The organism is Pseudomonas sp. Tri1, from assembly GCF_017968885.1.
Lineage (GTDB): Bacteria > Pseudomonadota > Gammaproteobacteria > Pseudomonadales > Pseudomonadaceae > Aquipseudomonas.
This window is the reverse complement of the sequence record NZ_CP072913.1, coordinates 4042101-4068611: the sequence shown is the minus strand read 5'-3', so window position 1 is coordinate 4068611 and position 26511 is coordinate 4042101. Positions and strand designations below refer to the sequence as shown.

Annotated in this window: 26 protein-coding genes; 16 read left to right on the top strand and 10 right to left on the bottom strand. The window is 62.3% G+C overall.

Annotated elements, in window-relative coordinates; all coding sequences use genetic code 11:
* Positions 1-6: 6 nt before the first annotated feature.
* The 11 genes from J9870_RS17275 to J9870_RS17225 all read left to right on the top strand — a co-directional run bounded on the left by J9870_RS17275 (position 7) and on the right by J9870_RS17225 (position 13297).
* On the top strand, positions 7-1509 hold the full coding sequence (locus J9870_RS17275) for a CoA-acylating methylmalonate-semialdehyde dehydrogenase (protein ID WP_210639202.1): 1503 nt from the start codon (positions 7-9) through the stop codon (positions 1507-1509).
* A 35-nt stretch (positions 1510-1544) separates the two neighbouring features.
* On the top strand, positions 1545-2366 hold the full coding sequence (locus tag J9870_RS17270; protein WP_210639201.1) for a TIM barrel protein: 822 nt from the start codon (positions 1545-1547) through the stop codon (positions 2364-2366).
* A 166-nt stretch (positions 2367-2532) separates the two neighbouring features.
* Complete coding sequence (gene iolD / locus J9870_RS17265; RefSeq protein ID WP_210639200.1) at positions 2533-4464, top strand: 3D-(3,5/4)-trihydroxycyclohexane-1,2-dione acylhydrolase (decyclizing); 1932 nt, start codon at positions 2533-2535, stop codon at positions 4462-4464.
* Between the two features lie 29 nt (positions 4465-4493).
* Positions 4494-5504, top strand: a complete 1011-nt coding sequence (locus tag J9870_RS17260; RefSeq protein ID WP_210639199.1) for a Gfo/Idh/MocA family oxidoreductase — start codon at positions 4494-4496, stop codon at positions 5502-5504.
* Between the two features lie 261 nt (positions 5505-5765).
* Positions 5766-6818, top strand: coding sequence for a Gfo/Idh/MocA family oxidoreductase (locus J9870_RS17255; protein WP_210639198.1), 1053 nt, complete (start codon positions 5766-5768; stop codon positions 6816-6818).
* Between the two features lie 143 nt (positions 6819-6961).
* Complete coding sequence (locus J9870_RS17250) at positions 6962-7114, top strand: hypothetical protein (RefSeq protein WP_186710408.1); 153 nt, start codon at positions 6962-6964, stop codon at positions 7112-7114.
* Between the two features lie 51 nt (positions 7115-7165).
* The gene (locus J9870_RS17245) at positions 7166-8092 is read left to right on the top strand and encodes a sugar ABC transporter substrate-binding protein (RefSeq protein WP_210639197.1); all 927 of its coding nucleotides are present in this window, start codon (positions 7166-7168) and stop codon (positions 8090-8092) included.
* A gap of 73 nt (positions 8093-8165) precedes the next feature.
* A complete protein-coding gene (locus J9870_RS17240) occupies positions 8166-9719 on the top strand; it encodes a sugar ABC transporter ATP-binding protein (RefSeq protein WP_210639196.1) in 1554 nt (517 codons plus the stop codon).
* 34 nt (positions 9720-9753) lie between these two features.
* Positions 9754-10776, top strand: a complete 1023-nt coding sequence (locus J9870_RS17235) for an ABC transporter permease (protein WP_210639195.1) — start codon at positions 9754-9756, stop codon at positions 10774-10776.
* A 327-nt stretch (positions 10777-11103) separates the two neighbouring features.
* Positions 11104-11508 (top strand): TraR/DksA C4-type zinc finger protein, encoded by a 405-nt coding sequence (locus tag J9870_RS17230; protein WP_003202859.1) that lies wholly within the window; start codon positions 11104-11106, stop codon positions 11506-11508.
* Between the two features lie 181 nt (positions 11509-11689).
* Complete coding sequence (locus J9870_RS17225; RefSeq protein ID WP_210639194.1) at positions 11690-13297, top strand: methyl-accepting chemotaxis protein; 1608 nt, start codon at positions 11690-11692, stop codon at positions 13295-13297.
* Positions 13298-13492: 195 nt separating this feature from the next.
* On the opposite strand, the gene J9870_RS17220 is transcribed toward J9870_RS17225, so the two are convergent.
* The 3 genes from J9870_RS17220 to J9870_RS29555 form a co-directional block, all read right to left on the bottom strand.
* A complete protein-coding gene (locus J9870_RS17220; RefSeq protein ID WP_210639193.1) occupies positions 13493-13729 on the bottom strand; it encodes a DUF2789 family protein in 237 nt (78 codons plus the stop codon).
* 87 nt (positions 13730-13816) lie between these two features.
* Positions 13817-14047 carry a hypothetical protein gene (locus J9870_RS17215; RefSeq protein ID WP_210639192.1) on the bottom strand — a complete coding sequence of 77 codons (231 nt, stop codon included), beginning with the start codon at positions 14045-14047 and terminating at the stop codon, positions 13817-13819.
* A 132-nt stretch (positions 14048-14179) separates the two neighbouring features.
* Positions 14180-14416 carry a hypothetical protein gene (locus J9870_RS29555; RefSeq protein ID WP_246883015.1) on the bottom strand — a complete coding sequence of 79 codons (237 nt, stop codon included), beginning with the start codon at positions 14414-14416 and terminating at the stop codon, positions 14180-14182.
* A gap of 427 nt (positions 14417-14843) precedes the next feature.
* On the opposite strand from J9870_RS29555, the gene J9870_RS17210 reads away from it, so the two are divergent.
* The 3 genes from J9870_RS17210 (at position 14844) to J9870_RS17200 (ending at position 17050) form a co-directional block, all read left to right on the top strand.
* Entirely contained in the window at positions 14844-15293 is a 450-nt protein-coding gene (locus tag J9870_RS17210; protein WP_210639191.1) for a hypothetical protein, read from the top strand.
* A gap of 182 nt (positions 15294-15475) precedes the next feature.
* The gene (locus tag J9870_RS17205; protein WP_210639190.1) at positions 15476-16486 is read left to right on the top strand and encodes an ABC transporter substrate-binding protein; all 1011 of its coding nucleotides are present in this window, start codon (positions 15476-15478) and stop codon (positions 16484-16486) included.
* A 126-nt stretch (positions 16487-16612) separates the two neighbouring features.
* The gene (locus J9870_RS17200) at positions 16613-17050 is read left to right on the top strand and encodes a DUF3995 domain-containing protein (protein ID WP_210639189.1); all 438 of its coding nucleotides are present in this window, start codon (positions 16613-16615) and stop codon (positions 17048-17050) included.
* Between the two features lie 100 nt (positions 17051-17150).
* On the opposite strand, the gene J9870_RS17195 is transcribed toward J9870_RS17200, so the two are convergent.
* From J9870_RS17195 to J9870_RS17165, 7 genes are all read right to left on the bottom strand, one after another.
* Positions 17151-17504, bottom strand: a complete 354-nt coding sequence (locus J9870_RS17195) for a Na+/H+ antiporter subunit G (protein ID WP_210639188.1) — start codon at positions 17502-17504, stop codon at positions 17151-17153.
* On the bottom strand, positions 17501-17779 hold the full coding sequence (locus J9870_RS17190) for a K+/H+ antiporter subunit F (protein WP_003202841.1): 279 nt from the start codon (positions 17777-17779) through the stop codon (positions 17501-17503). The genes J9870_RS17195 and J9870_RS17190 overlap by 4 nt, the downstream gene beginning before the upstream one ends.
* Positions 17776-18264 carry a Na+/H+ antiporter subunit E gene (locus J9870_RS17185; protein ID WP_210639187.1) on the bottom strand — a complete coding sequence of 163 codons (489 nt, stop codon included), beginning with the start codon at positions 18262-18264 and terminating at the stop codon, positions 17776-17778. Before J9870_RS17185 ends, J9870_RS17190 begins: the two co-directional genes overlap by 4 nt.
* Complete coding sequence (locus tag J9870_RS17180; protein ID WP_210639186.1) at positions 18261-19946, bottom strand: monovalent cation/H+ antiporter subunit D; 1686 nt, start codon at positions 19944-19946, stop codon at positions 18261-18263. Before J9870_RS17180 ends, J9870_RS17185 begins: the two co-directional genes overlap by 4 nt.
* Positions 19943-20287, bottom strand: coding sequence for a Na+/H+ antiporter subunit C (locus tag J9870_RS17175; protein ID WP_003202835.1), 345 nt, complete (start codon positions 20285-20287; stop codon positions 19943-19945). The genes J9870_RS17180 and J9870_RS17175 overlap by 4 nt, the downstream gene beginning before the upstream one ends.
* Entirely contained in the window at positions 20287-23211 is a 2925-nt protein-coding gene (locus tag J9870_RS17170; RefSeq protein ID WP_210639185.1) for a monovalent cation/H+ antiporter subunit A, read from the bottom strand. Before J9870_RS17170 ends, J9870_RS17175 begins: the two co-directional genes overlap by 1 nt.
* 221 nt (positions 23212-23432) lie before the next feature.
* Positions 23433-24437, bottom strand: coding sequence for a DMT family transporter (locus J9870_RS17165; protein WP_210645313.1), 1005 nt, complete (start codon positions 24435-24437; stop codon positions 23433-23435).
* A gap of 12 nt (positions 24438-24449) precedes the next feature.
* Here J9870_RS17165 and J9870_RS17160 point away from each other — a divergent pair, with 12 nt between their 5' ends.
* Both J9870_RS17160 and J9870_RS17155 read left to right on the top strand, forming a co-directional pair.
* Positions 24450-25013 (top strand): XRE family transcriptional regulator, encoded by a 564-nt coding sequence (locus J9870_RS17160; RefSeq protein ID WP_210639184.1) that lies wholly within the window; start codon positions 24450-24452, stop codon positions 25011-25013.
* Between the two features lie 15 nt (positions 25014-25028).
* Positions 25029-26477 (top strand): FAD/NAD(P)-binding protein, encoded by a 1449-nt coding sequence (locus tag J9870_RS17155; RefSeq protein ID WP_210639183.1) that lies wholly within the window; start codon positions 25029-25031, stop codon positions 26475-26477.
* Positions 26478-26511 lie beyond the last annotated feature (34 nt).

Here is a 26511-nt window from a genome sequence, read left to right as displayed (position 1 = left end):
AGAACAATGAATGACGCCCCGGTAGTCGGCCACTACATCAACGGCCAGCTGCAGAACCGCGACAGCGCGCGATTCAGCAAGGTCTTCAACCCGGCCACTGGCGCGGTGCAGGCCCAGGTCGCCCTGGCCGAGCCGGGCACCGTCGACGCAGCGGTGGCCTCGGCACTGGCGGCGTTCCCGGGCTGGTCCGAGCAATCGTCCCTGCGCCGTTCGCGGGTGATGTTCAAGTTCAAGGAGTTGCTCGACCGTCATCACGATGAGCTGGCGCAAATCATCAGCCGCGAGCACGGCAAGGTATTGTCCGATGCCCACGGCGAAGTCACCCGGGGCATCGAGATCGTCGAATACGCCTGTGGCGCGCCGAACCTGCTCAAGACCGATTTCAGCGACAACATCGGCGGCGGCATCGACAACTGGAACCTGCGTCAGCCCCTGGGCGTGTGCGCCGGTATCACGCCGTTCAATTTCCCGGTGATGGTGCCGCTGTGGATGATTCCCCTGGCGCTGGTCGCTGGCAACTGCTTCATCCTCAAGCCTTCGGAGCGCGATCCATCCGCCAGTTTGCTGATGGCTCGGCTGCTGACGGAAGCCGGCTTGCCCGACGGTGTGTTCAATGTGGTCCAGGGCGACAAAGTGGCGGTGGATGCGCTGTTGCAGCACCCGGACATCGAAGCGATTTCCTTTGTCGGCTCCACTCCCATCGCCGAATACATCCATCAGCAGGGTACTGCGAACGGCAAGCGTGTGCAGGCCCTGGGCGGGGCCAAGAATCACATGATCGTCATGCCCGACGCCGACCTCGACCAGGCAGCGGATGCATTGATTGGTGCGGCCTACGGTTCGGCTGGCGAGCGCTGCATGGCGATTTCCATCGCCGTGGCGGTGGGGGATGTGGGCGATGAATTGATTGCCAAGCTGCTGCCGCGCATCGATCAGTTGAAAATCGGCAACGGCCAGCAGCCCGGCACCGACATGGGGCCGCTGGTGACTGCCGAGCACAAGGCCAAGGTCGAGGGTTTCATCGACACTGGCGTCGCTGAAGGCGCTCGCCTGATCGTCGACGGCCGTGGTTTCAAGGTGCCCGGGGCCGAGCAGGGGTTCTTTGTCGGGGCGACGCTGTTCGACCAGGTCACCACCCAGATGAGCATCTACCAGCAAGAGATCTTCGGCCCGGTGCTGGGGATCGTTCGCGTGCCGGATTTCGCTACGGCGGTGGCGCTGATCAACGCCCATGAATTCGGCAACGGCGTGTCCTGCTTCACCCGTGACGGCGGCATCGCCCGGGCGTTCGCCCGCAGCATCAAGGTCGGCATGGTCGGCATCAACGTACCGATTCCGGTGCCCATGGCCTGGCATTCCTTTGGCGGCTGGAAGCGTTCGCTGTTCGGCGATCACCATGCCTACGGCGAGGAAGGCCTGCGCTTCTACAGCCGCTACAAAAGCGTGATGCAACGCTGGCCCGACAGCATCGCCAAGGGGCCTGAATTCAGCATGCCGACTGCCCAATAACTCATTTTTGAATGACTGCCGGAGGGAGAACAACAATGAACAAGCCCCTGCGTTTTGCCCTGAATCGAATGGTTGCCCCGCGCCTGTCACTGCCCGCTTTCATCGACCTGGCCCTGGCGTTGAAAACCGATGCCATCGAGATCCGCAACGATCTGAAGGGCGTCGAGATCGAAGACGGCATGCCGCCGGCCCGCGTGCGTGAATTGTGCGAGGCGCGGGGCATCAAAGTGCTGTCGATCAACGCCCTGTACCCCTTCGACGTGTGGAATGAAGAACGCCGCGCCCAAGCCGTGCGCCTGGCCGACTACGCCCGTGAATGCGGTGCCGAGGGGCTGGTGATGTGCCCCCTCAACGACCGCGCCGACCCACGCAGCGAAGCTGAACGCGCGGCGGGGTTGCGCACGGCCCTCAGTGAACTGGCGCCGATCCTGCGCGCCTTCGGCATCTACGGTTTCATCGAACCGCTGGGTTTCGAGGAGTGCTCGCTGCGCCGCAAGCGCACGGCGGTGGAAGCGATCAAGAGCATTGGCGGGCTTGATGTGTTTCGCCTGGTGCATGACACCTTCCACCATCATCTGGCGGGCGAGCGGGAATTCTTCCCCGAACTGACCGGGCTGGTGCACATCTCCGGTGTCGAGGATGCCCAGGCGCCGTTGGCAACGATCCGGGATGGTCATCGGGTGCTGGTGGGCGAGGCCGACATCCTCGGCAATGCCGCACAGATCGAGGCGTTGCGGGTCGGAGGCTATGAGGGCTACCTGTCCTTTGAGCCGTTCGCCGAGAGCGTCCATGAGCTGGCCGACATTCGCCAGGCGTTGGGGGCAAGCATGAATCACCTGCAGAGCTCCCAGGCCTGACCTGATTTCCTGAACGATGGAGAACCCCCTGTGGGAGCGAGCTTGCTCGCGATGGCGGCAGCACATCCAACATCAAAGCCGCCTGACCCACCGCTATCGCGAGCAAGCTCGCTCCCACAGGGGACTGAGCCAGCCGCTGAATTTGCATTCCAGACAAGGTGCAAGCATGACCACAACACGACTGACCATGGCCCAGGCCCTGGTGAAATTCCTCGATAACCAGTACATCGAGGTCGATGGCGTCCAGAGCAAGTTCGTCGCCGGGGTCTTTACCATCTTCGGCCACGGCAATGTATTGGGCCTGGGCCAGGCGCTGGAGCAGGACAGCGGCGACCTGGTGGTCCATCAGGGCCGCAACGAGCAGGGCATGGCCCACGCCGCCATCGGCTTCGCCAAGCAGCACCTGCGTCGCAAGATCTACGCCTGCAGCTCGTCGGTCGGCCCCGGCGCGGCGAACATGCTGACCGCCGCCGCCACGGCGACGGCCAACCGTATTCCGTTGCTGCTGTTGCCCGGCGACGTCTACGCCAGTCGCCAGCCGGACCCGGTGCTGCAACAGATCGAGCAGTTCCACGACCTGAGCATCAGCACCAACGATGCCTTCAAGGCCGTGAGCAAATACTGGGACCGCATCAACCGCCCCGAGCAATTGATGACCGCCGCGATCCATGCGATGCGCGTGCTGACCGACCCGGCCGAAACCGGCGCGGTGACCCTGGCGTTGCCCCAGGACGTACAGGCCGAAGCCTACGATTACCCGGATTACTTCCTGCAAAAACGTGTTCATCGCATCGACCGTCGCCCGGCCACCGAGGCGATGCTCGGCGATGCCCTGGCGTTGCTCAAGGGCAAGCGCCAGCCGTTGATCATCTGCGGTGGCGGCGTGCGGTATTCCGGAGCGAATGCCGCGTTGCAGGCCTTTGCCGAGCGCTTCGACATTCCCTTCGCCGAGACCCAGGCCGGCAAGAGCGCCGTGGTTTCCAGCCACCCGCTGAACGTTGGTGGCGTCGGCGAAACCGGTTGCCTGGCGGCGAACCTGTTGGCCAAGAAGGCCGACCTGATCATCGGTATCGGCACTCGCTACAGCGATTTCACCACAGCATCGAAATGGTTGTTCCAGCACCCTGATGTGCAATTCCTCAATTTGAACATCAGTCCGTGCGATGCCCTGAAACTCGACGGCGTGCAACTGCTGGCCGACGCGCGTTCGGGCCTGGAGGCTCTCTCGGCCGCGATGGGCGACTATCGCGCCGAATGGGGCGGGCAGGTCGCCGATGCCAAGGTCCAGTTGGACGCCGAAGTGGACCGCGTCTATCAAGCCGACTTCCAGACCGAGGATTTCGTCCCGGAAATCAACGATCACATGGACCCGGCGGTGTTTCGTGAATTCATCGAGCTCACCGGTTCCTGCCTGACCCAGAGCCGCGTGTTGGGCACGCTCAATGAAACCCTGGAGGATGACGCCATCATCGTCGCCGCCGCTGGTAGCTTGCCCGGCGACTTGCAACGCAGTTGGCGCAGCAAGGGCGTGAACACCTATCACCTCGAGTACGGATATTCATGCATGGGTTACGAGGTGAATGCGGCACTGGGGGTCAAACTCGCCGAGCCCGACAAAGAGGTGTACGCCTTGGTGGGCGATGGCTCCTACATGATGCTGCACTCGGAATTGGCGACCTCGATCCAGGAGCGCCGCAAGATCAATGTGGTGCTGCTGGACAACATGACGTTCGGTTGCATCAACAACCTGCAAATGGAACACGGCATGGACAGCTTCGGCACCGAGTTCCGCTTCCGCAACCCTGACACCGGCAAGCTCGACGGCGGTTTCGTGCCGGTGGACTTTGCCATGAGTGCCGCGGCCTACGGTTGCAAGACCTACAAGGTGAAGACCCTCGACGAGCTACACGCGGCCCTGGCCGATGCGCGGTTGCAGACGGTTTCCACGCTGATCGACATCAAGGTCCTGCCCAAGACCATGATCCACAAATACCTGTCGTGGTGGCGGGTCGGCGTGGCGCAAGTCTCTACCAGTGCCCGCACCGATGCGGTCGCCAAGACCCTTAACGAACGACTGGCCAAGGCCCGTCAATATTGATTGCCCCACCAATACGAAAGGAGTTTTCCATGTCTTTGAAGCTGGGCGTCATCGGCACCGGGGCCATCGGCCAGGACCACATCCGTCGTTGCAGCCAGACCTTGCTCAACAGCCAGGTGGTGGCGGTGACCGACATCAACCTGCAACAAGCGGCCAAGGTCGTTGCCGATCTCAAACTGACCGCCGAGGTCTACCCCGACGGTCATGCGCTGATCAAGGCGCCGGACGTGGAGGCGATCCTCGTCACCTCCTGGGGCCCGAGCCACGAAGAGTTCGTGCTGGCGGCGATTGCGGCCGGCAAACCAGTGTTCTGTGAAAAGCCCCTGGCCGTCACGGCCGAAGGCTGCCGCAAGATCGTCGAGGCCGAAATCGCCCACGGCAAGCGCCTGGTGCAGGTCGGTTTCATGCGCCCATACGATGAAGGTTATCGGGCACTCAAGGCGGTGATCGACAGCGGGCAGATCGGTGAACCGCTGATGCTGCACTGCGCCCACCGCAACCCGAGCGTGGGGGAAAACTACAAGACCGACATGGCCATTACCGACACTTTGATCCATGAACTGGATGTGCTGCGTTGGCTGCTGGCCGATGACTATGTTTCGGTGCAGGTGGTGTTCCCGCGCAAGACCAGCAAGGCCCACGCCCATTTGAGAGACCCGCAGATCGTCCTGCTGGAAACCGCCCGGGGCACGCGCATCGACGTGGAAGTGTTCGTCAACTGCCAGTACGGCTACGACATCCAGTGCGAAGTGGTGGGGGAGACCGGCATCGCCAAACTCCCGGAACCGTCCCAGGTGCAACTGCGCAGCGGCGCCAAGCTGTCCAATGCGATCCTGATGGATTGGAAGGACCGCTTCATCGCGGCCTACGACGTCGAATTGCAGGCCTTCATCGACGGCGTGCGCGCCGGGCAGGTGGGCGGGCCGTCGGCCTGGGATGGTTTTGCCGCGGCGGTGGCGGCGGATGCCTGTGTTGAAGCGCAGCAGAGCGGGCAGATCGTCAAGGTCGAACTGCCTGAGCGGCCGCGTTTCTACGGCTAACCACAATCCCCCTGTGGGAGCGGGCTTGCTCGCGAAAGCGTAGTGTCAGTCGACCTCAAGGTTGAATCTACCGCCATCTTCGCGAGCAAGCCCGCTCCCACAGTCGACCGTGTTGCCTCGAAGGTACTCGGTCAATTGTGGGAGCGAGCTTGCTCGCGATAGCGGTGGGGCAGGCGACATTGATGCTGGCAGGCCTGACGCCATCGCGAGCAAGCTCGCTCCCACAGGGGCTGTATTCCAACCGTGATCTAAGGAGCTTTCATGCGAATCGGACTAGTGGGCTACGGCAAGGGCGGGCGGTTTTTTCATGCTCCGCTGATCAGCAGCCTGCCGGGGGCTACGTTCGTCGGTGTGGTGACCCGGTCCGCTGAGCGGCGCCAGCAACTGGCGAGTGATTACTCGCACGTCCAGGCCTTTGACTCCCTCGAACAACTGGTCAAAGCGGGCGTCGATGCGGTGGTGGTGTCCACGCCGCTGGACGCGCGCCCGGCCGTGGTGATGCAAGCCATCGAACTCGGCGTCGCCGTGGTCAGCGACAAGCCGTTTGCCCCTGATGCCGCCCAGGCCGAGGCGATGGTGCTGGCGGCCGAACAACGCAACGTGCCCTTGAGCGTGTACCAGAACCGTCGCTGGGATTCGGACTTCCTCACCCTGCGCAAACTGCTGGCGTCCGGTGCCCTGGGGCAGGTCGTTCGTTTTGAATCCAGCGTCGAGCGCTATTCGCCAGCCTCGGTGGGCAAGGGCAGCGGGGGGGGATTCCTGCGCGACCTCGGCAGCCACTTGGTGGACCAGGCGCTGCAACTGTTCGGGCCGGTGACGCGGGTTTATGCCGAGCTGGACTACCGGCAGCCAGGCCAGGTGTTCGACAACGGCTTCTTTATGTCCTTGACCCATGCCAACGGTGTGATTTCCCACCTGAGTGGCAATTGCGTGCAAAACGCCCCGCGTCCGCGTTTTCGGGTCAGTGGCACCCAGGGCTGCTATACCGTCGAAGGCCTGGACGGCCAGGAGGCCCAGGCGCTGGCGGGATTGAGCCCGGCGACCGAGGGCGAACGCTGGGGCGCTGAAGAGCATCGGCGTTGGGGCTGGTTCGAACACGGCACCGAGCGCGAGCGGGTGACCTCGGAGCGCGGCTGTTGGCTGGCGTTCTATCAGCGTCTGCAAATTGCGTTACAGGGCTCTGGTCCACTGCCGGTGGAGGCCCGTGATGCCTTGGCGACCACGCGCATCCTGGACGCTGCAAGGCACAGCGCCGAGCAGGGCGAAGTGGTGATTCTGGCCACGCCAATCGGCCATGGAACAAAAAACGAATAAAATTCTAAAATGAGTTGATATGGAAAATATTTTCCAATAAAGTCGATTCCAGGTTACCGACAATCCTGTCCGCCTCCTGCCAGGCTCAGCCTTGAATGGATGAAGGACGAAACAAAAACAAGAAACACAGCTAGGTACCGTCGATGAAAACCTTCAGCCGCTCTGCGTTTCACCTGCCACATCTGCTACGCCTGTCCGCAGTCCTTCCCCTGTTCGAATCCCTGTGTATCCAGCGCAAGGGCGCCATGGTGTGTTGCATGCCCGGCGCGCCCATCGTGCGCTTGCCCCGTTCCTGATCCGCTACGCCTTATCCATAAGACCAACAAAAAAGTGGAGAAAGACCGTTCATGAAGACCAAGACCCGTATCGCCTCGTTGGCCCTGTCGTTGATGCTCACCAGCGGCGCTGCCCTGGCGGACCTGAAGATCGGCGTCAGCATGTCCCAGTTCGATGACACCTGGTTGACCTACCTGCGCGAATCCATGGACAAGAAAGCCAAGTCCCTGCCGGACGGCGTCACCCTGCAGTTCGAAGACGCCCGCAGCGATGTGGTCAAGCAATTGAGCCAGGTGGAAAGCTTTATCAGCCAGAAGGTCGACGCGCTCATCGTCAATCCGGTGGACACCGCCGCGACTCAGCGCATCACCAAGGCCGCCGTGGCCGCCGGTATCCCCCTGGTCTACGTCAACCGCCGCCCGGATGATCCGAAGTTGCCGGAAGGGGTGGTCACCGTGGCCTCCGATGACCTGGAAGCCGGTCGCATGCAGATGCAATACCTGGCCGACAAGATGGGTGGCAAGGGCGACATCGTGATCCTGCTGGGTGACCTGGCCAATAACTCCACCACCAACCGTACCAAGGGGGTCAAGGAAGTACTGGCCAAGTACCCGGGCATCAAGATCGAACAGGAACAGACCGGCACCTGGTCCCGCGACAAGGGCATGACCCTGGTCAACGACTGGCTGACCCAGGGGCGCGACTTCCAGGCCGTGGTGTCCAACAACGACGAGATGGCCATCGGCGCCGCCATGGCCCTCAAGCAAGCGGGTACCAAGAAAGGCAGCGTATTGATTGCCGGGGTCGATGGCACGCCGGACGGCTTGAACGCCATCAAGAAAGGCGACATGGCGGTCTCGGTGTTCCAGGACGCCAAGGGCCAGGCCGATGGCTCGATCGACACGGCGGTGAAAATGGTCAAGAAACAGCCGGTCGAGCAGGCCGTCTGGGTGCCGTATCGCCTGATCACGCCGGAAAACGTCAATCAGTTCAAGTGACGTTTAACGTACTGCTACCACAACAATAAACAGGCAAGGTCGCCCGCTGACCTTGCCGAGGGAGTACCTGATCATGTTCGCTTCAGCGACTGCTTCGAGCGCCCCGGCGATGACCTTCCGGCCGGACGTAATACCTGATGAACCGTATCTGCTGGAAGTCGTCAATGTCAGCAAAGGCTTTCCCGGCGTGGTGGCCCTGTCCGATGTACAGCTGCGAGTACGCCCCGGTTCCGTGCTGGCCCTGATGGGCGAGAATGGCGCGGGCAAATCCACCTTGATGAAAATCATCGCCGGCATCTACCAGCCGGACGCCGGTGAACTGCGCCTGCGTGGCAAGCCGGTGACGTTTGACACGCCCCTGGCGGCCTTGCAGGCCGGCATCGCGATGATCCATCAGGAACTGAACCTGATGCCGCACATGAGCATCGCCGAAAACATCTGGATCGGCCGCGAGCAGCTCAACGGCCTGCACATGGTTGATCATGGTGAAATGCATCGCTGCACCGCCAGGCTGCTGGAACGCCTGCGGATCAACCTCGATCCTGAAGAGCAAGTGGGCAACTTGAGCATTGCCGAGCGGCAAATGGTCGAGATCGCCAAGGCCGTCTCGTACGATTCCGACATCCTGATCATGGACGAGCCGACCTCGGCCATCACCGAGACGGAGGTCGCCCACCTGTTCTCGATCATCGGCGACCTCAAGGCCCAGGGTAAGGGCATCATTTACATCACCCACAAAATGAACGAAGTGTTCACCATCGCCGATGAAGTGGCGGTGTTTCGCGACGGTGCCTACATCGGCCTGCAACGGGCCGACAGCATGGACGGTGACAGCCTGATTTCGATGATGGTCGGGCGCGAATTGAGCCAGTTGTTCCCGGTTCGGGAAAAACCCATCGGCGAGTTGGTGCTGTCGGTGCGCGACCTGAGCCTGGACGGCATCTTCAAAGGCGTGTCCTTCGACCTGCATGCCGGGGAGATCCTCGGTATCGCCGGGTTGATGGGCTCTGGCCGGACCAATGTGGCCGAGGCGATTTTCGGCGTGACCCCGAGTACCGGCGGTGAAATCCTGCTGGACGGCCAACCGGTACGCATCAGCGACCCGCACATGGCCATCGAGAAGGGCTTCGCGCTATTGACCGAGGATCGCAAGCTCAGTGGCCTGTTTCCGTGCCTGTCGGTGCTGGAGAACATGGAAATGGCCGTGCTGCCCCATTACGTCGGCAACGGCTTCATCCAGCAGAAAGCCTTGCGCGCCTTGTGTGAGGACATGTGCAAGAAACTACGGGTCAAGACCCCGTCCCTTGAGCAGTGCATCGACACCTTGTCCGGCGGCAACCAACAGAAAGCGCTGCTGGCCCGTTGGCTGATGACCAACCCGCGCATCCTGATCCTCGACGAGCCGACCCGCGGCATCGATGTCGGTGCCAAGGCCGAGATCTACCGGCTGATTTCCTACCTCGCCAGCGAAGGCATGGCGGTGATCATGATTTCCTCGGAACTGCCGGAGGTGCTGGGCATGAGCGACCGGGTCATGGTGATGCACGAAGGCGACCTGATGGGCACCCTCGACCGCAGCGAAGCGACCCAGGAACGAGTCATGCAATTGGCTTCAGGCCTGTCCTGATGCCCGTCAGTCCAGATAAAAAAGGTGAATGGCTATGAACGCGATACTGGAAAACAAACCTGCGGCCGCACCGGCCAGGGCGCGTCGGCGATTGCCGACGGAACTGAGTATCTTCCTGGTGCTGATCGGTATCGGCCTGGTCTTCGAGATGTTCGGCTGGATCATGCGCGACCAGAGCTTCCTGATGAACTCCCAGCGCCTGGTGCTGATGATCCTGCAAGTGTCGATCATCGGCCTGTTGGCCATCGGCGTGACCCAGGTGATCATCACTACCGGTATTGACCTATCGTCCGGCTCGGTGCTGGCGCTGTCGGCCATGATCGCCGCCAGCCTGGCCCAGACCTCGGACTTCGCCCGCGCGGTATTTCCTTCCCTGACGGATTTGCCGGTGTGGATCCCGGTGGCGGCCGGGCTTGGCGTTGGCCTGCTGGCCGGGGCGATCAACGGCAGCATCATCGCCGTGACCGGCATCCCGCCGTTCATTGCCACCCTTGGCATGATGGTCTCGGCCCGGGGCCTGGCGCGTTATTACACCGAAGGCCAGCCGGTGAGCATGTTGTCCGATTCCTACACCGCCATCGGCCATGGCGCGATGCCGGTGATCATCTTCCTGGTGGTGGCGGTGATCTTCCACATTGCCCTGCGCTACACCAAATATGGCAAATACACCTACGCCATTGGCGGCAACATGCAGGCGGCACGTACGTCGGGCATCAACGTCAAGCGCCATCTGGTGATCGTCTACAGCATCGCCGGGTTGCTGGCGGGGCTCGCCGGGGTGGTGGCCTCGGCGCGGGCGGCGACCGGCCAGGCCGGCATGGGCATGTCCTATGAGCTGGACGCGATTGCAGCAGCGGTGATTGGTGGCACCAGCCTGGCCGGTGGAGTGGGGCGCATCACCGGGACGGTGATCGGTGCACTGATTCTCGGGGTGATGGCCAGCGGTTTCACCTTCGTCGGGGTCGATGCCTATATTCAGGACATCATCAAGGGGCTGATCATTGTGGTGGCCGTGGTCATCGACCAGTACCGCAACAAGCGTAAACTCAAGCGCTGAACGTGCCCGTCCTGCGACAAAGCGCCACGCCTGACCCGCGTGGCGTTGCCATTTGTCTTCTTAATACAGCTATTGCACCGAATTTCTTGTTATAAACGCACTCCGATGACCGCCGAAAGCCTGTCAGAGAACATTTGAAGGGGGTGTCGGACATTTTCCCTATGTTTTCAGTTGCTGAGGCCTCGACTCGGCCTTAGACTGCCGCCCCTCGTAAATTGAGTGCCGGGTGGCGCTTGGAAGAGACGGCGCCTTCTCGATGAGCGTGGCAGCTGCGCTGCGAGACGCTCCATAATTCGCCTTAATGCACGTTTTTTTATAGAGATATCAATGACAAAGGAAAAGTTGCTGGCCATGCCGGCGGATGACTACATGAATGCCGAGCAGCTGGCTTTCTTCACCAAGCTGTTGCAGAACATGAAAGTCGAAACCCACGAGCGCATCGAACAGAACCGAATCGCCATTGAGAGCCTGGACACCCCGGCTGACCCTGCAGACGCTGCTTCCGTAGAAGAAGAGCGGACCTGGCTGGTCAACGCCATCGATCGCGACCAGCGCATGCTGCCTCAACTGGAGCAGGCCCTGGACCGCATCAACGACGACAGCTTTGGCTGGTGCGACGACAGCGGCGAGCCAATCGGCCTCAAGCGCCTGCTGATCAGCCCGACCACCAAGTACTGCATCGAAGCTCAAGAACGTCACGAGCAGATCGACAAGCACCAGCGTCAGGCCTGACCCAGCGGTTCAAACAAGGATCGCAGCCTTCTTACCAAAGGCTGCGATCTTTTGTTTTCGTCTATCGGCTGTTTGTCGACTACCGTTGATTTGCTGCAAGAACACGACTAATGGACCATGGATAATGGCTAGGTAGTGGCGTTTAATGCAGTCATAACAACGAGAAGTGTGGGTGACGAACATGGCGACAGACGGATCTCTGGCGGGTGCGGTGCCTGCCTCGGTGCCTGGGACAAAAAACGCAGCACGCTGGCTGACACCGACCCTGCAAAGTCTCGCCTTGACCTTGCTGCTGTGCGGCATGGCCCTGGGCGGCTGGTCGTTGTACCTGGTCCTGCCCCTGGTGATGTTGATCGTCTGGTTGCCGCGCTTGCGCTCGCGCATGAGTACGACGGCGGAACCGGCGGCGGTCGACAAACTGGCTGAATTGACCCGCGATTTGTCCTACACCACCAGCCATAACGCATTGTCGGCGGCCGGTGTTGCCTATTCGGTCAAGCAACTGGCCGGCAAGGTCCAGTCGCAACTCGACGCCGCCGCGCAAATCGTCAGCAACGCCGAATCGATGATCGCCACCGAGCAAGCCACCTCGCAGCTCAGCCAGCAGGCCCTGGGCGCCGCCAGTGAGGCTCATCGCAGCAGCGTGGCCGGGCGCAGCGAACTGGTGGAGTCCATCAGCCGCATGCACCAGCTCAGCCAGCGCGCAAACGACAGCCGCGAGTTGATCGAGGCCTTGAGCGTGCGCAGCGATGAAATCCAGCGGGTCAGCCTGGTGATCCAGTCCATTGCCAGCCAGACCAACCTGCTGGCACTGAACGCGGCCATCGAAGCGGCACGCGCCGGTGAGCATGGCCGTGGATTTGCGGTAGTGGCCGATGAGGTGCGCGGCCTGGCCGGGCGCACGGCGGCAGCGACCGGTGAGGTCGGGGTGATGGTGGCGGACATCCAGCAGCGCACCGCGCAGGTGGTGGAGCAGATCCGGCAATTGGCCACCGACCTGGACAGCGGTGTGCAACAGGTCGAGCACACCGGCCAGCATCTGGAAAACATTGCCCGGCTCGCAGAGGGGGTGGAGACTCAGGTCAGCGCCATCGCCCAGGGCACCGATACCAACCGCGAACAACTCGACAGCCTGTTCCATGCCATCGAGCAGATGCGCGGTGACCTGTCCATCAGCGATCAGCAGACCCAGCGCCTCGCCGAGGCGGCGGTACAGATGGAAGGCCAGGCCGAAACCATCAGCGAACGCCTGGCCGAGGTTGGCCTCGACGATTATCACCAGCGGGTCTATGACCTGGCACGGGAAGGGGCGAGCCAGATCGCCGCGCAGTTCGAGGCCGACATCGACCAGGGCCGTGTCAGCCTGGAGGATCTGTTCGACCGTAATTACCAGGCCATCCCCAATACTCAGCCAGCCAAATACCAGACTCGTTTCGACCGCTACACCGACCAGGTGCTGCCGGCAATCCAGGAGCCATTGCTCGCCCGCCATGAGGGCCTGGTGTTTGCAATTGCCTGCACCCAGCAGGGTTACGTACCGACTCACAACAAGGTCTTCAGCCAGCCGCTGACCGGCGATCCCCAGGTGGACACGCTGAATAATCGGACCAAGCGCAAATTCTCCGATCGCACCGGGATTCGCTGCGGCAGCCACCAACAGCCGGTGCTGTTGCAGACCTACACTCGGGACACGGGGGAATTGATGCACGATCTTTCCGTACCGATCATGCTCAAGGGGCGTCACTGGGGTGGTTTGCGGTTGGGTTATAAACCGGAGAAGCCGCGGTAGCTCAACTCGAACAAACCTGCAGGTGTGCAGGCTATCGATCGTTCCCACGCTCCTGCGTGGGAATGTCGCCAGGGACGCTCCGCGTTCCGCTTCTGGAAGGTGACGCAGAGCGTCACGGGATGCATTCCCACGCAGAGCGTGGGAACGATCAACCCATAAATCCCCTTGCCATCGGGGACTCATGGGGTTTGGATGCTATTTCCCGTCGTGCAGGCGCACGTTCAGTTGATCCACCAGTACCGCTTCTTCGCCGTCGGCGAGGAGCCATTCCTGAAGCAGGTCTTTCTGCTGGTCCGACCAGAAATCGGCTTCCACCAGTTTGATCTCCGGCGCCAGCGGGTGCGCCATGATGAAATCGTCGATGGCTTTGCCTTCCGAGGGCAGGCCTAGTTGGTCGAACAGGGTATTGAGTGCGTAGGATGGCTGTTCCATGGGGGACTCCTTTGGGCGGGCGCCGTCATGGCGCCTCGGTTGCTTCCCTCTATCTGAGGCACGCGCCCGTCAGGAGTTCGATCGGACTCAGGCTTTCAAGGCCCCTTCATCCACCGCAGTCTTCAGCGCCTTGGCCGCTTCCCTGGCGGCCTCGGCGGCGATGTCCGCGGTCTTGAACCAGCGATCCTTTTCCACCTGGTGACAAGTGACGGTGGTCAACGGTGGTTTGGCGCGCATCACAATGACGGCCTGGAACTCGCCTTCGACCTCTCTGGCTTCGCCCCGGATAAAAAATTCGCCAATATCAAATTCCGTCACGTCGCGCCTTCTCTTCAAAAGTCATGGTGTTGGTGCGCGATCCGCCGATAGGAGACGGTCTTCGCGGGCGGGCAGTATGGCAGCAGTTGCCTGTCGGCGGCTGAGTTAAGTCATGGACGGGCGTATATGAACTCAGGCGCTGCGTTCCAGACGCCTGGCCAGGAAACAAGCTTCGTTATGATCGGTGCGGAATCCTCTTACGCGTCCAGTCGACGTTTCCTCAATATGAAAGAAGCACTTGCCGGCCAGAACGACCCGATAGCGCGGTTGAATCAACGAGACTGGAAGGCAATCGACCCTGTCGGACGTGTCGTGGGGGGGCACGATGCAAGGGGCTACGGGTTGGTCCAGGGGGGTGAAAGTGGCCATGTGAATTCCTTTTCTATGGTTTACCGACGAATTGTCGAGTACTTCGGGTAGTCTCCACGCCTGCGGCTGCTCTAGAATCGGCAGCACCGTGTAGACGGTTGTGCCTATCTAAAGCAATTTTTTTTGGGCTCGATGTCAGAAAAATGCTTTTTTAAGTGGGAAATTTCCCTAAAGTTAGTAGTCCCATCTTTTCCGATGCTCAGAGTGGCGTTTTCCTTCAGCCTCTGACGACCCCTCGGGAAAGACGGCGAGAGCGGCAATCCTTTAGTCTCTTCTCGCCTGGGGCAGGGCGCGCCGTTTACCTCGAATTTCAGTTACAGGTCCATTGCGACAATACAGTCGGCACGGGTTCTCGTGGTCCGTCCTTTTCCGAGGGCGGGCCGTTTTCAAAGATGGGGATGTTTCCTTGGCAGTAAGTAATCTCGACATGCATGCGTTATTTGTACTTGGTGACCTGCGGGCAAAACTGGTCAAACAATTCCAGTCACGTTTCGTCTACATCACCGAGCAGACCGCCGAAGGTATCTATGTTGCCGAAATCGACACCGAGTCGGCCCTGGTGGTCGATGACAAGCCCAGGCTTGAACTCAAGGTAGGTGATCACTTTCGCGCAGCGGTATTGCCCAGTCGCGAGGGCGGCAAGTTTGAAATCAGGTTTCGTGAAATCAAACTGACGGTCTACGGTCTTGGGGACTACGCCTTCGTCACCACCCCCGCAGGCCATGCGATCCTGTTCAAGGAAGGCCATAGCGTGGTGACCGTGTTCGCGGCCAATGAACAGCTGCAAGAAGGCTTGACCAAGACCTTGAAGGCGGTCACCGCCAAAGCCGCCAAGTGGCGCAAGGGCGAACTGGTGACGTTCAAGGCCAGCGAGTGATGTCTGCTGTGTACCGGTGAGTGTCGGGTTTGCAGGGGCTTCGGGCGCTCAGGACTGGTAACAGTTTTAACAAGATATCGCTGGAACCTCGGCTACAGTCAGTTGACTGAACTATTCAGAGGCTTGCGTTCGCTGACGCAGGGCCGTTCAGCTATTGCTGTGTCTGGTACGAGGTACAAAGCATGAAACGAGTTCGACAATGGCTGGCTGCCTGGGCCACCCTCGCTGCGTTGGTTTCGCCACTTCCGGCGTCGGCCGCTTCAGCGCCGATCCACTTTGCCGACTTGAACTGGGAAAGTGGCAGCCTGATCACCGATATCCTGCGGATCATCGTTGAAAAGGGCTATGGGCTTGCGACCGACACATTGCCGGGTACCACCATTACCCTGGAAACCGCCCTGGCCAATAACGACATACAAGTGATCGGTGAAGAGTGGGCCGGGCGCAGCCCGGTGTGGGTCAAGGCCGAGGCCGAAGGCAAGGTGATTGCCCTGGGCGATACGGTCAAGGGGGCGACCGAAGGCTGGTGGGTGCCGGAATACGTGATCAAGGGCGACCCGGCCAAGGGCATCAAGCCCCTGGCACCGGACCTGCGCAGCGTTGAAGACCTGGCGCGCTACAAGCACGTGTTCAAGGACCCGGAAAGCCCCGACAAGGGCCGCTTCCTCAACAGCCCCATCGGCTGGACGTCCGAAGTGGTCAACAAACAGAAACTCAAGGCCTATGGCCTGTCCGACAGCTATGTGAATTTCCGCAGCGGCTCGGGGGCGGCGCTGGATGCGGAAATCAGCTCGTCGATCCGCCGGGGCAAGCCGATCCTGTTTTATTACTGGTCGCCCACGCCGTTGCTCGGACGTTTCAAGCTGGTGCAACTGCAGGAGCCACCGTTCGATGCCGAGGCCTGGAAAACCCTGACCGACGCCGACAATCCCAATCCGCGGCCGACCCGTTCATTGGCCTCGAAGTTGTCTATTGGCGTCTCCGCGCCGTTCCAGAAGCAACACCCGGACATTGCCGAATTCTTCAGCAAGGTTGACCTGCCCATCGAACCGCTGAACAAAGCCTTGGCCGAGATGAGCGAGAAGCACACGCCTCCCCGTGAAGCTGCCGAGGCGTTTCTCAAGGCTCACCCGCAGGTCTGGCAGGCCTGGCTGCCCAAGGATGTGGCCGACAAGGTGTCTGCCAGTCTCTAGCGTTGAGGAGAACTCTTGATCCTGGGCAATGAGTCAGTGGCTGGGATCTGGCAATCTGCGCCGGTCCCAGCGAAATGCCAAATTCCAGCTAGGATGATTGTTCTACCTTTCTCAGGAGGCTGGCGAATGACGCTTTTATTGGCTCGGTCGCTGGTTGCAGTGTTTGCAACCATCAGCTTGATTCATTTGTATTGGGCCCTCGGCGGGCGATGGGCAGCCAAGGCAGTGGTGCCTCAGGTGCCGGTGAAGCAGGGGGAAGCGCTGCGACCGGCGTTCGACCCCTCCGGCTGGCTGACCCTGCTGGTGGCGCTTGCGCTGCTGATGATTGCAGTGTTGGTGAGCCTGCGGGTTGGCCTGCTGGCGCCGCCGGTCACTCATCGGGCATTGCAGTGGCTGATCAGCGCGATTGCCTTGCTGATGTTCGCCCGGGCCATTGGCGAGTCGGAGCTGGTGGGTTTTTTCAAGGAAGTCAAAGGCTCGACCTTCGCCAGGCTTGATACCTGGGTCTACTCGCCGTTGTGCGTCGTACTCGGGGCTGGGTTGCTGGCGGTGGCCTGGGCCTGAGCCACTCAATCATCAGCCGATCACAATTGTGGCGAGGGAGCTTGCTCCCGCTGGAGGGCGCAGCCCTCGCCACAAAAGCTGTACCGGTTCGAAGTATCTGTCAGTCGGTTCTGCGGCTACTCACCTCCGCAGGCACATCATCCCCCGCCATGCGCTTGCGAAACAACGCCGCCCGGGCCAGCAGCAGGGTGGTCACCGGTACGGTGATTGCCAGCAGGATCGGGATCAACCAGGCGTGCAGCACCGGCCCGGACTTGAGCGCCGAGAAGTAAATGATCGAGGCCAGCGCTACGCACCAGGCGCCCAGCGTGGAAGCCAGGGCCGGTGGGTGCATGCGTTGGAAATAATCCTTCAAGCGCACCAGGCCGATCGCCCCGATCAAGGCGAACAGGCTGCTGAGCACCAACAGGATCGCCACTGGGATTTCGACCCACAACGACAATTCACCGATCATTCGATCACCTCGCCACGCAGCAGGAACTTGGCCAGGGCAAACGAGCCGACAAAGCCGAACAAGGCAATCAGCAACGCTGCCTCGAAATAGGTGTCACTGGCATAACGAATGCCCAGCACCAGCATCATCAGCATCGCCACGATGTACAGGTAGTCCAGGGCCAGTACCCGATCCTGCGCCGAAGGCCCCTTGAACAGCCGCCACAGGGTCAACACCATTGCCAGGGAGAACAGGAACAGGCTCAACAGGATCGCATTGGACAACAGCGGGCTCATTCGAAAATCTCCGTCAACGGGCGCTCGTAGGTGGCTTTGAAATGCGCGATGAATGACGCCTCGTCTTGCAGGTCGAACACATGCATCAGCAGGATGCTGCGATCCAGCGCCAGTTCCGACCAGACCGTCCCGGGCACCACCGTGGTGATCATCGACAACGCCGCCAGGCCGTTGGCATCGCGCAGGTCCAGCGGCACCTTGATGAACCGCGAGCGAGGTGGGCGGCGCCCGGCGTTCAGCACGCCCCAGGCCACTGTCAGGTTCGAGGCCAGCACGTCGCGGCCTACCAGCAAGAACAAGCGCAACACCACCCATGGCCGCCGGATGCGGATGGGCCGCGGGCGCAGCGGGCGCATCATCAAAGGTGCCAGCAAGCCCAGCGCGGCACCGAGCAGCAAGTGTCCGGCGCTGAGGGACAGGTTCAATACCAGCCACAGCAACCAGAGCGCCAGGGACAGCCACGGCGCGGGAAACAGGCGCTTCATGGTTGCACCTGCGGCAATGCGGTGCTGGCCTGGGGATTGGGCACGGCGCGGGTGGCCAGAACCGCCATCACATAGTGTTCAGGGTTGTTCAGCGCATCGGCGGCGGACTGGGTATAGCGCAGCAACGGCTCGGCCTTGAAGGTCAAGGCGATGCCCAGGCCCAGCAGGACGATGATCGGCAGGCATTCGAACGGCCGCAGCAACGGCGACGGACGCTCCTGTGGCGTCCAGAAGCGCTGGATGCCCAGGCGCGAAAATGCGATCAACGAGGCCAGCCCCGACAGGATCAACAGCGCCAGCAGGCCCCACGCCTGGTTCGACACCGGCGCCCCGGCGCTGGCCCCCAACCCCTGGGGATTGAGCAACGCGCTCAGCAGCCCCAGCTTGCCGATGAACCCCGAGAGCGGCGGCATGCCGATAATCAACAGTGCGCAGAAGATGAAACTCAAGCCGAGAAAGGCCATGGTCCAGGGAATCACTTGGCCGACCACGGCTTTCTGCTCGTCGTCGAGGTTGATGCCCTTGGGCGGTTGCAAGGACTCCAGCGGTCGCGGCAGCGTGTCGAAGTCGTCGTCCAGGCCCGCTTCATTGGCCGAGCGCGAGCGTTCGACCAACTCGGCCAGCAGGAACAGTGCGCAAAGCGCCAGGGTCGAGCTCACCAGATAAAACAGCGCCGCGCCCACCAGGTTCGGCTGGGCAAAACCAATGGCCGACAGCAAGATTCCGGCCGAGACCAGGATACTCAGACTGGCCATGCGCTCCAGGCGTTGCGCCGCGAGAATGGCGATGGCCGCGCAGACGATCGTCGCCATGCCGCCGTAGACCAGCCAGTCGGCGCCAAAAAACGCCGAGGCACCGGCCTGGCTGGAGAACAGCAACGTCCACAGGCGCAGGATCGTGTAGACGCCGACCTTGGTCATGATCGCGAACAGCGCCGCCACCGGCGCACTGGCGGCACTGTAGGCCGGCACCAGCCAGAAGTTCAGCGGCCACATGCCGGCCTTGGCCAGAAATGCCACCGCGAGGATGCCTGCCCCGGCGTGCAGCAGGCCGCGGTCGGCTTCCGGCACCAGCGGCACCTTCAAGGCCAGGTCGGCCATGTTCAAGGTGCCGGTGACGCCATAGATCAGCGCCGCGCCGATCAGAAACAGCGACGAGGCGAGCAGGTTGATGGAAATGTAATGCAAGCCCGACGACACCCGCGCCCGGCCCGAGCCGTGCAGCATCAAACCGTAGGAGGCCGCCAGCAGCACCTCGAAGAACACGAACAGGTTGAACAGGTCCGCCGTCAGGAAGGCCCCGTAGAGGCCCATCAGCTGGATCTGGAACAGGGCATGGAAACTCGCCCCGGCGCGGTCCCAACGGGCGGTGGCGAACAGCAGGGCGCTGACGCCGATGATGCCGGTCAGCACCAGCATCAGCGCTGACAGACGATCGACCACCAGGACGATGCCGAACGGCGCTTGCCAGTTGCCAGGCAGGTACACGCCGATGGAGGCGGGCAGGGCCTGGTCCTGGGTCCAACGCAGCAACAACACGGCGATGCCCAGGCCCAGCAGGCTGGAGAACAGGTTGATCCGCGCTTTGAGTGGGCGGTGCTTTTCACCGAGCATCAGCATCAGCGCGGCGGTCAGCAGCGGCAACAGGATGGGCGCGGCGATCAGATGGGGCGTCAACATCATTCCTTGGGCTCCCGGCCGTCCACGTGGTCGGTACCGGTCAGGCCCCGGGACGCCAGCAGCACCACCAGGAACAGCGCGGTCATGGCGAAGCTGATGACGATAGCGGTCAGCACCAGGGCCTGGGGCAGCGGGTCGGTGTAGTGCAGCAGGTCCTGGGGCACGCCGTCCTTGATGATCGGCTCCTTGCCGATGAACAGGCTGCCCATGCTGAAGATAAACAGGTTGACGCCGTAGGACAGCAGGCACAGGCCCATGACCACCTGGAAGGTCCGAGGCCGCAACACCAGCCAGACACCGGAGGCGGCCAGTACGCCGATAGCGATTGCGATGACTTCTTCCATCAGGCGGTGGCTCCTTTGACGGGGGCGACGGGTTTGGCTTGCAGGCCCGGCTTATGGGCTCGTACCGACTGGTGAGCCAGGGCGGTAAGGATCAACAGTGTCGAGCCGACCACCACGGCGTACACGCCGATGTCGAAGAACAGTGCGCTGGCCAGGTGAATGTCGCCCAGCAGCGGCAAGTGGAAATGCCAGGTGTGGGTGGTCAGGAACGGATAACCCACCACCATCGCCCCAAGCCCCGTGGCCGTGGCGAACAACAGCCCAGTGCCCATCCAACGCAGTGGTCGCAGGCTCATTTGCGCCTCGACCCACTGGGTGCCGGCGACCATGTACTGAAGGATGAACGCCACCGACATCACCAGCCCGGCCACGAAGCCGCCGCCGGGTTGGTTGTGTCCGCGCATGAACAGGTAGAACGACACCACCAGGGCAATCGGCAGCAGCAGGCGTACCAGCACCGACGGCACCATCATGAAGCCCAACGCGGTGTCGCTGGCATGGCGTGGGTTGACCAGGTCGGTGACCACGTCCGGCGCCAGCAGGCGCTGTTGCGCCGGCAGTTGCATGCTTTCCTTCGGTGGACGAAACCGTCGTAGCAGGGCGAACACCGCCAGGGCCACCGCCACCAGCACGGTGATTTCTCCCAGGGTGTCGAAGCCACGGAAGTCCACCAGCATCACGTTCACCACATTGCTGCCGCCACCTTCGGGCAGGGCACGGCTGAGGTAGAACGAAGAAATGTCGTTGGGCGTCTGCCGGGTCAGCATCGCGTAGGCCAGCAGCGCCATGCCACCCCCCACCGCGACGGATAACAGCAAGTCTCGCAAGCGCCGGATGCGTGCGCGCCGTTCGCTATTGGGCCGGGGCGAGGCATCCTCGATCCGCCGTGGCAGCCAGCGCAAGCCGAGCAGAATCAGCACCGTGGTCACCACTTCCACCACCAGTTGCGTCAAGGCCAGGTCGGGCGCGGAGAACCAGACGAAGGTCACGCAGGTCATCAGGCCGCAGACGCTGACCATGGTCAGGGCCGCGAGCCGGTGATACTTGGCCTGCCAGGCCGCGCCCAGGGCACAGGCGATCGCCAGCAGCCAGAGGCAGACGAAGACGATGGAGCCGGGGATTTTCGGCCGGTCACCCCAGACCAGCGTGCTGTGCAGCATCGGGATCAACCCGGCGAGCACCGCAGCCAGCACCAGCCAGAACAACTGGGCCTGCAGGCGACGGGTGCTGATCAGCCGTTCCAGCCGCCGGCTCTGGCGCATCATCAGCACCAGGCAGCGTTCGAACAACCGCTTGCCGCTGAGCCGGCCAATGAACGGAGGGTGCTTGATGTGCCCTTGCCTGAACTGGTTACGCAACAGCAGGTACAGCACGATGCCGCCGGACATCGCCACCAGGCTCATGATCATCGGCGCGTTGAGGCCATGCCAGATCGCCAGGCTGTACTCGGGCAAGGTGCCGCCCACCACCGGCAACGCCGCAGCGGCGAGCAACGAGCCGACCACCTGGGCCGGGAAAATCCCCACCACCAGGCAGGTGAACACCAGCAACTCCACCGGCGCGCGCATCCAGCGCGGCGGCTCGTGGGGGGTATGGGGCAGGTCGGTGGCGGTGGGGCCGAAGAACACGTCCACGGTGAAGCGCAGGGAGTAGGCGACGCTGAAGGTCCCGGCGATGGTGGCGATGATCGGTAGCGTCAACTCGACCCAGGCCGTGGCGGAAATGAACACGGTCTCGGCGAAAAACATTTCCTTGGACAGGAAACCATTGAGCAGCGGCACCCCGGCCATTGCCGCGCTGGCCACCATCGCCAGGGTCGCGGTGAACGGAATCAGCCGCACCAGGCCGCTGAGCTTGCGAATGTCGCGGGTACCGCTTTCGTGGTCGATGATCCCGGCGGCCATGAACAGCGAGGCCTTGAAGGTGGCGTGGTTGAGGATATGAAACACCGCCGCCACCGCCGCCAGTGGACTGTTCAGGCCCAGCAGCAGGGTGATCAACCCGAGGTGGCTGATGGTGGAGTAGGCCAGCAGCCCTTTGAGATCGTTCTGGAACATTGCGCAGTAGGCGCCCAGCAGCAAAGTACAGGCCCCCGCGCCGCCGACGATATAGAACCATTGTTCACTGCCCGACAGCGCTGGCCACAACCGCGCCAACAGGAACACCCCGGCCTTGACCATGGTCGCCGAGTGCAGATAGGCCGACACCGGCGTCGGCGCGGCCATGGCGTGGGGCAGCCAGAAATGGAAAGGGAACTGGGCGCTTTTGCTCAGGGCGCCGATCAGGATCAGCGAGAGCAGGGTGGGGTAGAGGGCATGGGCGCGGATCAGATCGCCAGCGGCGAGGACCTTGTCCAGGTCATAGCTGCCCACCACATGGCCGAGCAGCATCACTCCGGCCAACAGGCACAGCCCGCCGGCCCCGGTCACCATCAAGGCCATGTAGGCACCGCGCCGGGCGTCAGCGCGGTGGTGCCAGTAGCCGATCAGCAGGAACGAGAACAGGCTGGTCAGCTCCCAGAAGAACACCATCTGGATCAGGTTGCCGGAGATCACCAGCCCGAGCATGGCGCCCATGAACGCCAGGAAAAAGGCAAAGAAGCGCGGCACCGGATCGTCCGGCGACATGTAGTAGCGGGCGTACAGCGACACCAGTGTGCCGATGCCCAGCACCAGCAAGGAAAACAGCCAGGCAAAACCATCCAGGCGCAGCACGAAATCCAGGCCGAGGCTGGGCAACCAGGAATATTGCTCACGGATCACGCCGCCGTCGGCGATCTGCGGGTACAACAAGGCCACCTGAACGGTGCCGACCAGGGCCACGAGGCCCGCCAGCAATGATTCGGCGTTACGGGCGTTATGCGGCAGCAGCGCCGCGACACAGCTGCCGATGAAGGGCAAAAGCAATAGAACTATCAGTGACATAGGCTTCTATTCGGCGGGTGAGTAGCAGGGATCATACGTGGCGTATCCCCGATCACCAACCGCGAGGGTGTCGCAGAATCCTACAAAGTGGACGGAGTTTTCTGACTTTGCGTTATTTTGGCGAGGAGACGCGGAGTCAGAGCTAGCCACAAATACCGCGTGATACACATCACCTGTGGCGAGGGGATTTTGCTCGCCGCTATTGCGCTGGTCCACCGGCCTCACTGCTCGCGCTCTAGCACCTCATCCACTTCGACAGCACCTTTGCTGCGGGTCTTCAGTTCACTGACAATCACCGCCGCGACGATCAGCGCTGCGCCGAACAAGGCAATCGCTGGCAGGCGCTCGCCCGCCAGGCGCCCGGCGATGCCGGCCCACACTGGCTCGCCGGCATAGATCAGCGTGGCGCGGGTCGGCGAGACGCTTTTCTGCGCCCAGTTCATCGCTACCTGGATCGCTGCGCTGGCGGCCCCCAGGCCGACGGCGCTGACCAGCAGCAACCAGGAAAAATCCGGAATGGTTTCCTGGGTCGGTACTACCATCAAGAATGCCAGCACCGCCGTGCTTGCCAGTTGCACCACGGTCACCCGGCGCACATCGACCTGGCCGGCATAGGCGCTGATCAGGATGATCTCGGCGGCAATCGCGATGGCGCTGATCAGCGTGGCAATTTCGCCGGCACTGAAATTCAGCGAAGCACCCGCAGGACCTGACACCAGCATCAGCCCGGTGAACGCCAGCATGATGCCGATGCTCGGCATCAGGCCAGGCCGGCGGCCCAGCACCAGCCACTGCAACAGCGGCACGAAGGGTACGTACAGCGCGGTGATGAACGCCGACTGGCTGCTGGGAATGGTTTGCAGGCCGACCGTTTGCAAGCCATAGCCGAGCATGATCGCCACGCCGATGAAGCTCCCGGCCTTGAGCTCGAACAGGGTCAGGTCCCGCAGATGCCGCCAGGAGAACAGTGCGACAAACCCCGCCGCGGCGGCGAAGCGCAGACCAACGAAAAACATCGGCCCGCTGACGGTCATGGCGTGCTGCACCAACAAGAAGGTTCCGCCCCAGATCATGGTGATCAACACCAGCACGCATTCAGCTTTGCTGAACCTTGAGAAGCGGGAGGAAGCTTGAGGGGAGTTCACCGGTGTCATGACCTTGCGCGCCACTTGAGGCGGACGCACAATGCGCCCGAAGTTGGGCAGTATAATGCGCAGCCCTAGCATGTGAGCAATATAGTGCACAAAGAAAACGGCCAGCGGGCGTCCGTCCTGCAACACGTCAGCCAGAACGTCCGCCGCCTGCGGCATGCCGCGCAGCTCAGCCAGACCGCGCTGGCGGAACTGTCCGGGGTCAGCCGGCGCATGCTGGTGGCTATAGAAGCCGGGGAAAAAAATGTCAGCCTGACCACCCTGGACCGTGTCGCCGAGGCCCTAAACGTGGCCTTCAGCGACTTGATCCAGGCCCCCGACGCCCGCGATCCGAGCCGCATCAACGAGTTGGCCTGGGCCGGCACCATTCCCGGCAGCAAAGCCGTGCTGCTGGCAAAAGCCACTGCCAGTCGCGAAGTCGAACTTTGGGAATGGCGCCTGGAGCCCGGCGAGCATTACCATTCCGAACCCGACGCCGACGGCTGGAGCGAGCAGCTCTATGTGTTCGAGGGCTGCCTGACCCTGTTGTTGGGCGACGAAGAGCGCCGCATCAGTGCTGGTGAGTTTTTCATGTTCGCCAGCAACCAGCCCCATGCTTATCGCAACGATGGCCCGGTGGCGGCGAGATTCGTACGCAATGTGGTGATTTGATTCCTGGAGAGCGGTATGGACACAGCGCTGGATCGACATGAGCGTGACATCACCCGCGAGGCGGACATCCTGATCATCGGCGGCGGCCTGAGCGGCGCCATGCTGGCGGCGCAGTTGCTGCGCCTGCCGGGCCGACGCGAGGTGTTGATTGTCGAGCCTCGCAGCGAATTGGGTCGGGGCGAGGCCTACAGCGCTGTGGAGTTGGGCCATACCTTGAACGGCAACGCGGCGCGCATGAGTGTCGATCCGGACAACGCCGATGACCTGACCCAATGGCTCACCGCGTTCGTCGAAGCCGGCGGCTGGCCCGAATCGGATCAGCAGCACGTGCCGATCAGCGAGTTGTTCCCACCCCGGGGGATGTTCGGCCTCTATGTGCAGCAACGCCTGGCCGAGGCTCGCGAGTTGGGTGCACAAAACGGTTCGACCGCCGAGCATGTGCGCGGGGAGGCCGTGGACCTGCGGCTTGCCGACGATGCCGTGATGGTGACACTGGACGATGGCCAAATCTTGCGTGGCCGTTTCGCGGTGCTGGCCACCGGCATGTTCCCGGCGGCGCGCACCCCGCAGACCGAATCCAGCGGCTTGAATGCCGCGGCCCTGGATCCTTGGGATGTGGCTGCGATGCGCCAGCTCGACCCGCAGTCCACGGTGTTGATCATCGGCTCGGGACTGACCATGGTCGACGCCGTGGTGTCGCTGGAACAGGCCGGGCATCGCGGGCCTATCGAAGTATTTTCCCGTCATGGACTGCTGCCCCACGTGCGTCGCCAGCCGCCGGCCTGGGTGGATTTCCTCGCCGAAGATCACAGCCTGCGTTCGCCGCGCCAGTTGATGCGGGCCCTGCGTGAGCAATGCCGCCAGGCCCAGACCCAAGGCATCGATTGGCAGGCACCGCTGGACACCGTGCGCGCACACATCGGGCGTTTGTGGAACCAGGCCAGCGATGTGCAACGTCGGCAGTTCGTCCGGCATGTACGGCCGTGGTGGGAGAGCCATCATCATCGCTCGCCACCGTTGAGCGCGGAACTGGTGACGCGTTTGCATGGGGAAGGGCGGTTGCGGATCCAGGCGGCGTCGTTCAAGGGCCTGGCGTCATCCGCCGAAGGGGCGCTGGCGATTCACATCCGCCGACGAGGCGAGGCTGGCCTGACCGTGGTGCAGGGCGCGGCATTGATCAACTCCAGCGGCATCGAATATGACTGGCGCCGGGTGGCGCGACCGTTGCCGCAGCAGTTGCTGGCCCGTGGTCTGATCCAGCCCGGCCCATTGGCCCTGGGCATCGCCGCGCGGCGTGATGGGGCGGTGCTGGACGCCCAAGGCGAGCCTGCCGAGCGGCTGTTCGCCATGGGCCCGCCACTGCGCGGAATGTGGTGGGAAAGCACCGCCGTGACCGACGTTGCGAGCCAGGCCAAGGCGTTGGCGGGGCGGTTGGTTGAGTTGCAAACCCTAAATCGAAACTGAACACCTCGCCACAGAGGGCTTACAAGGTGCAGCG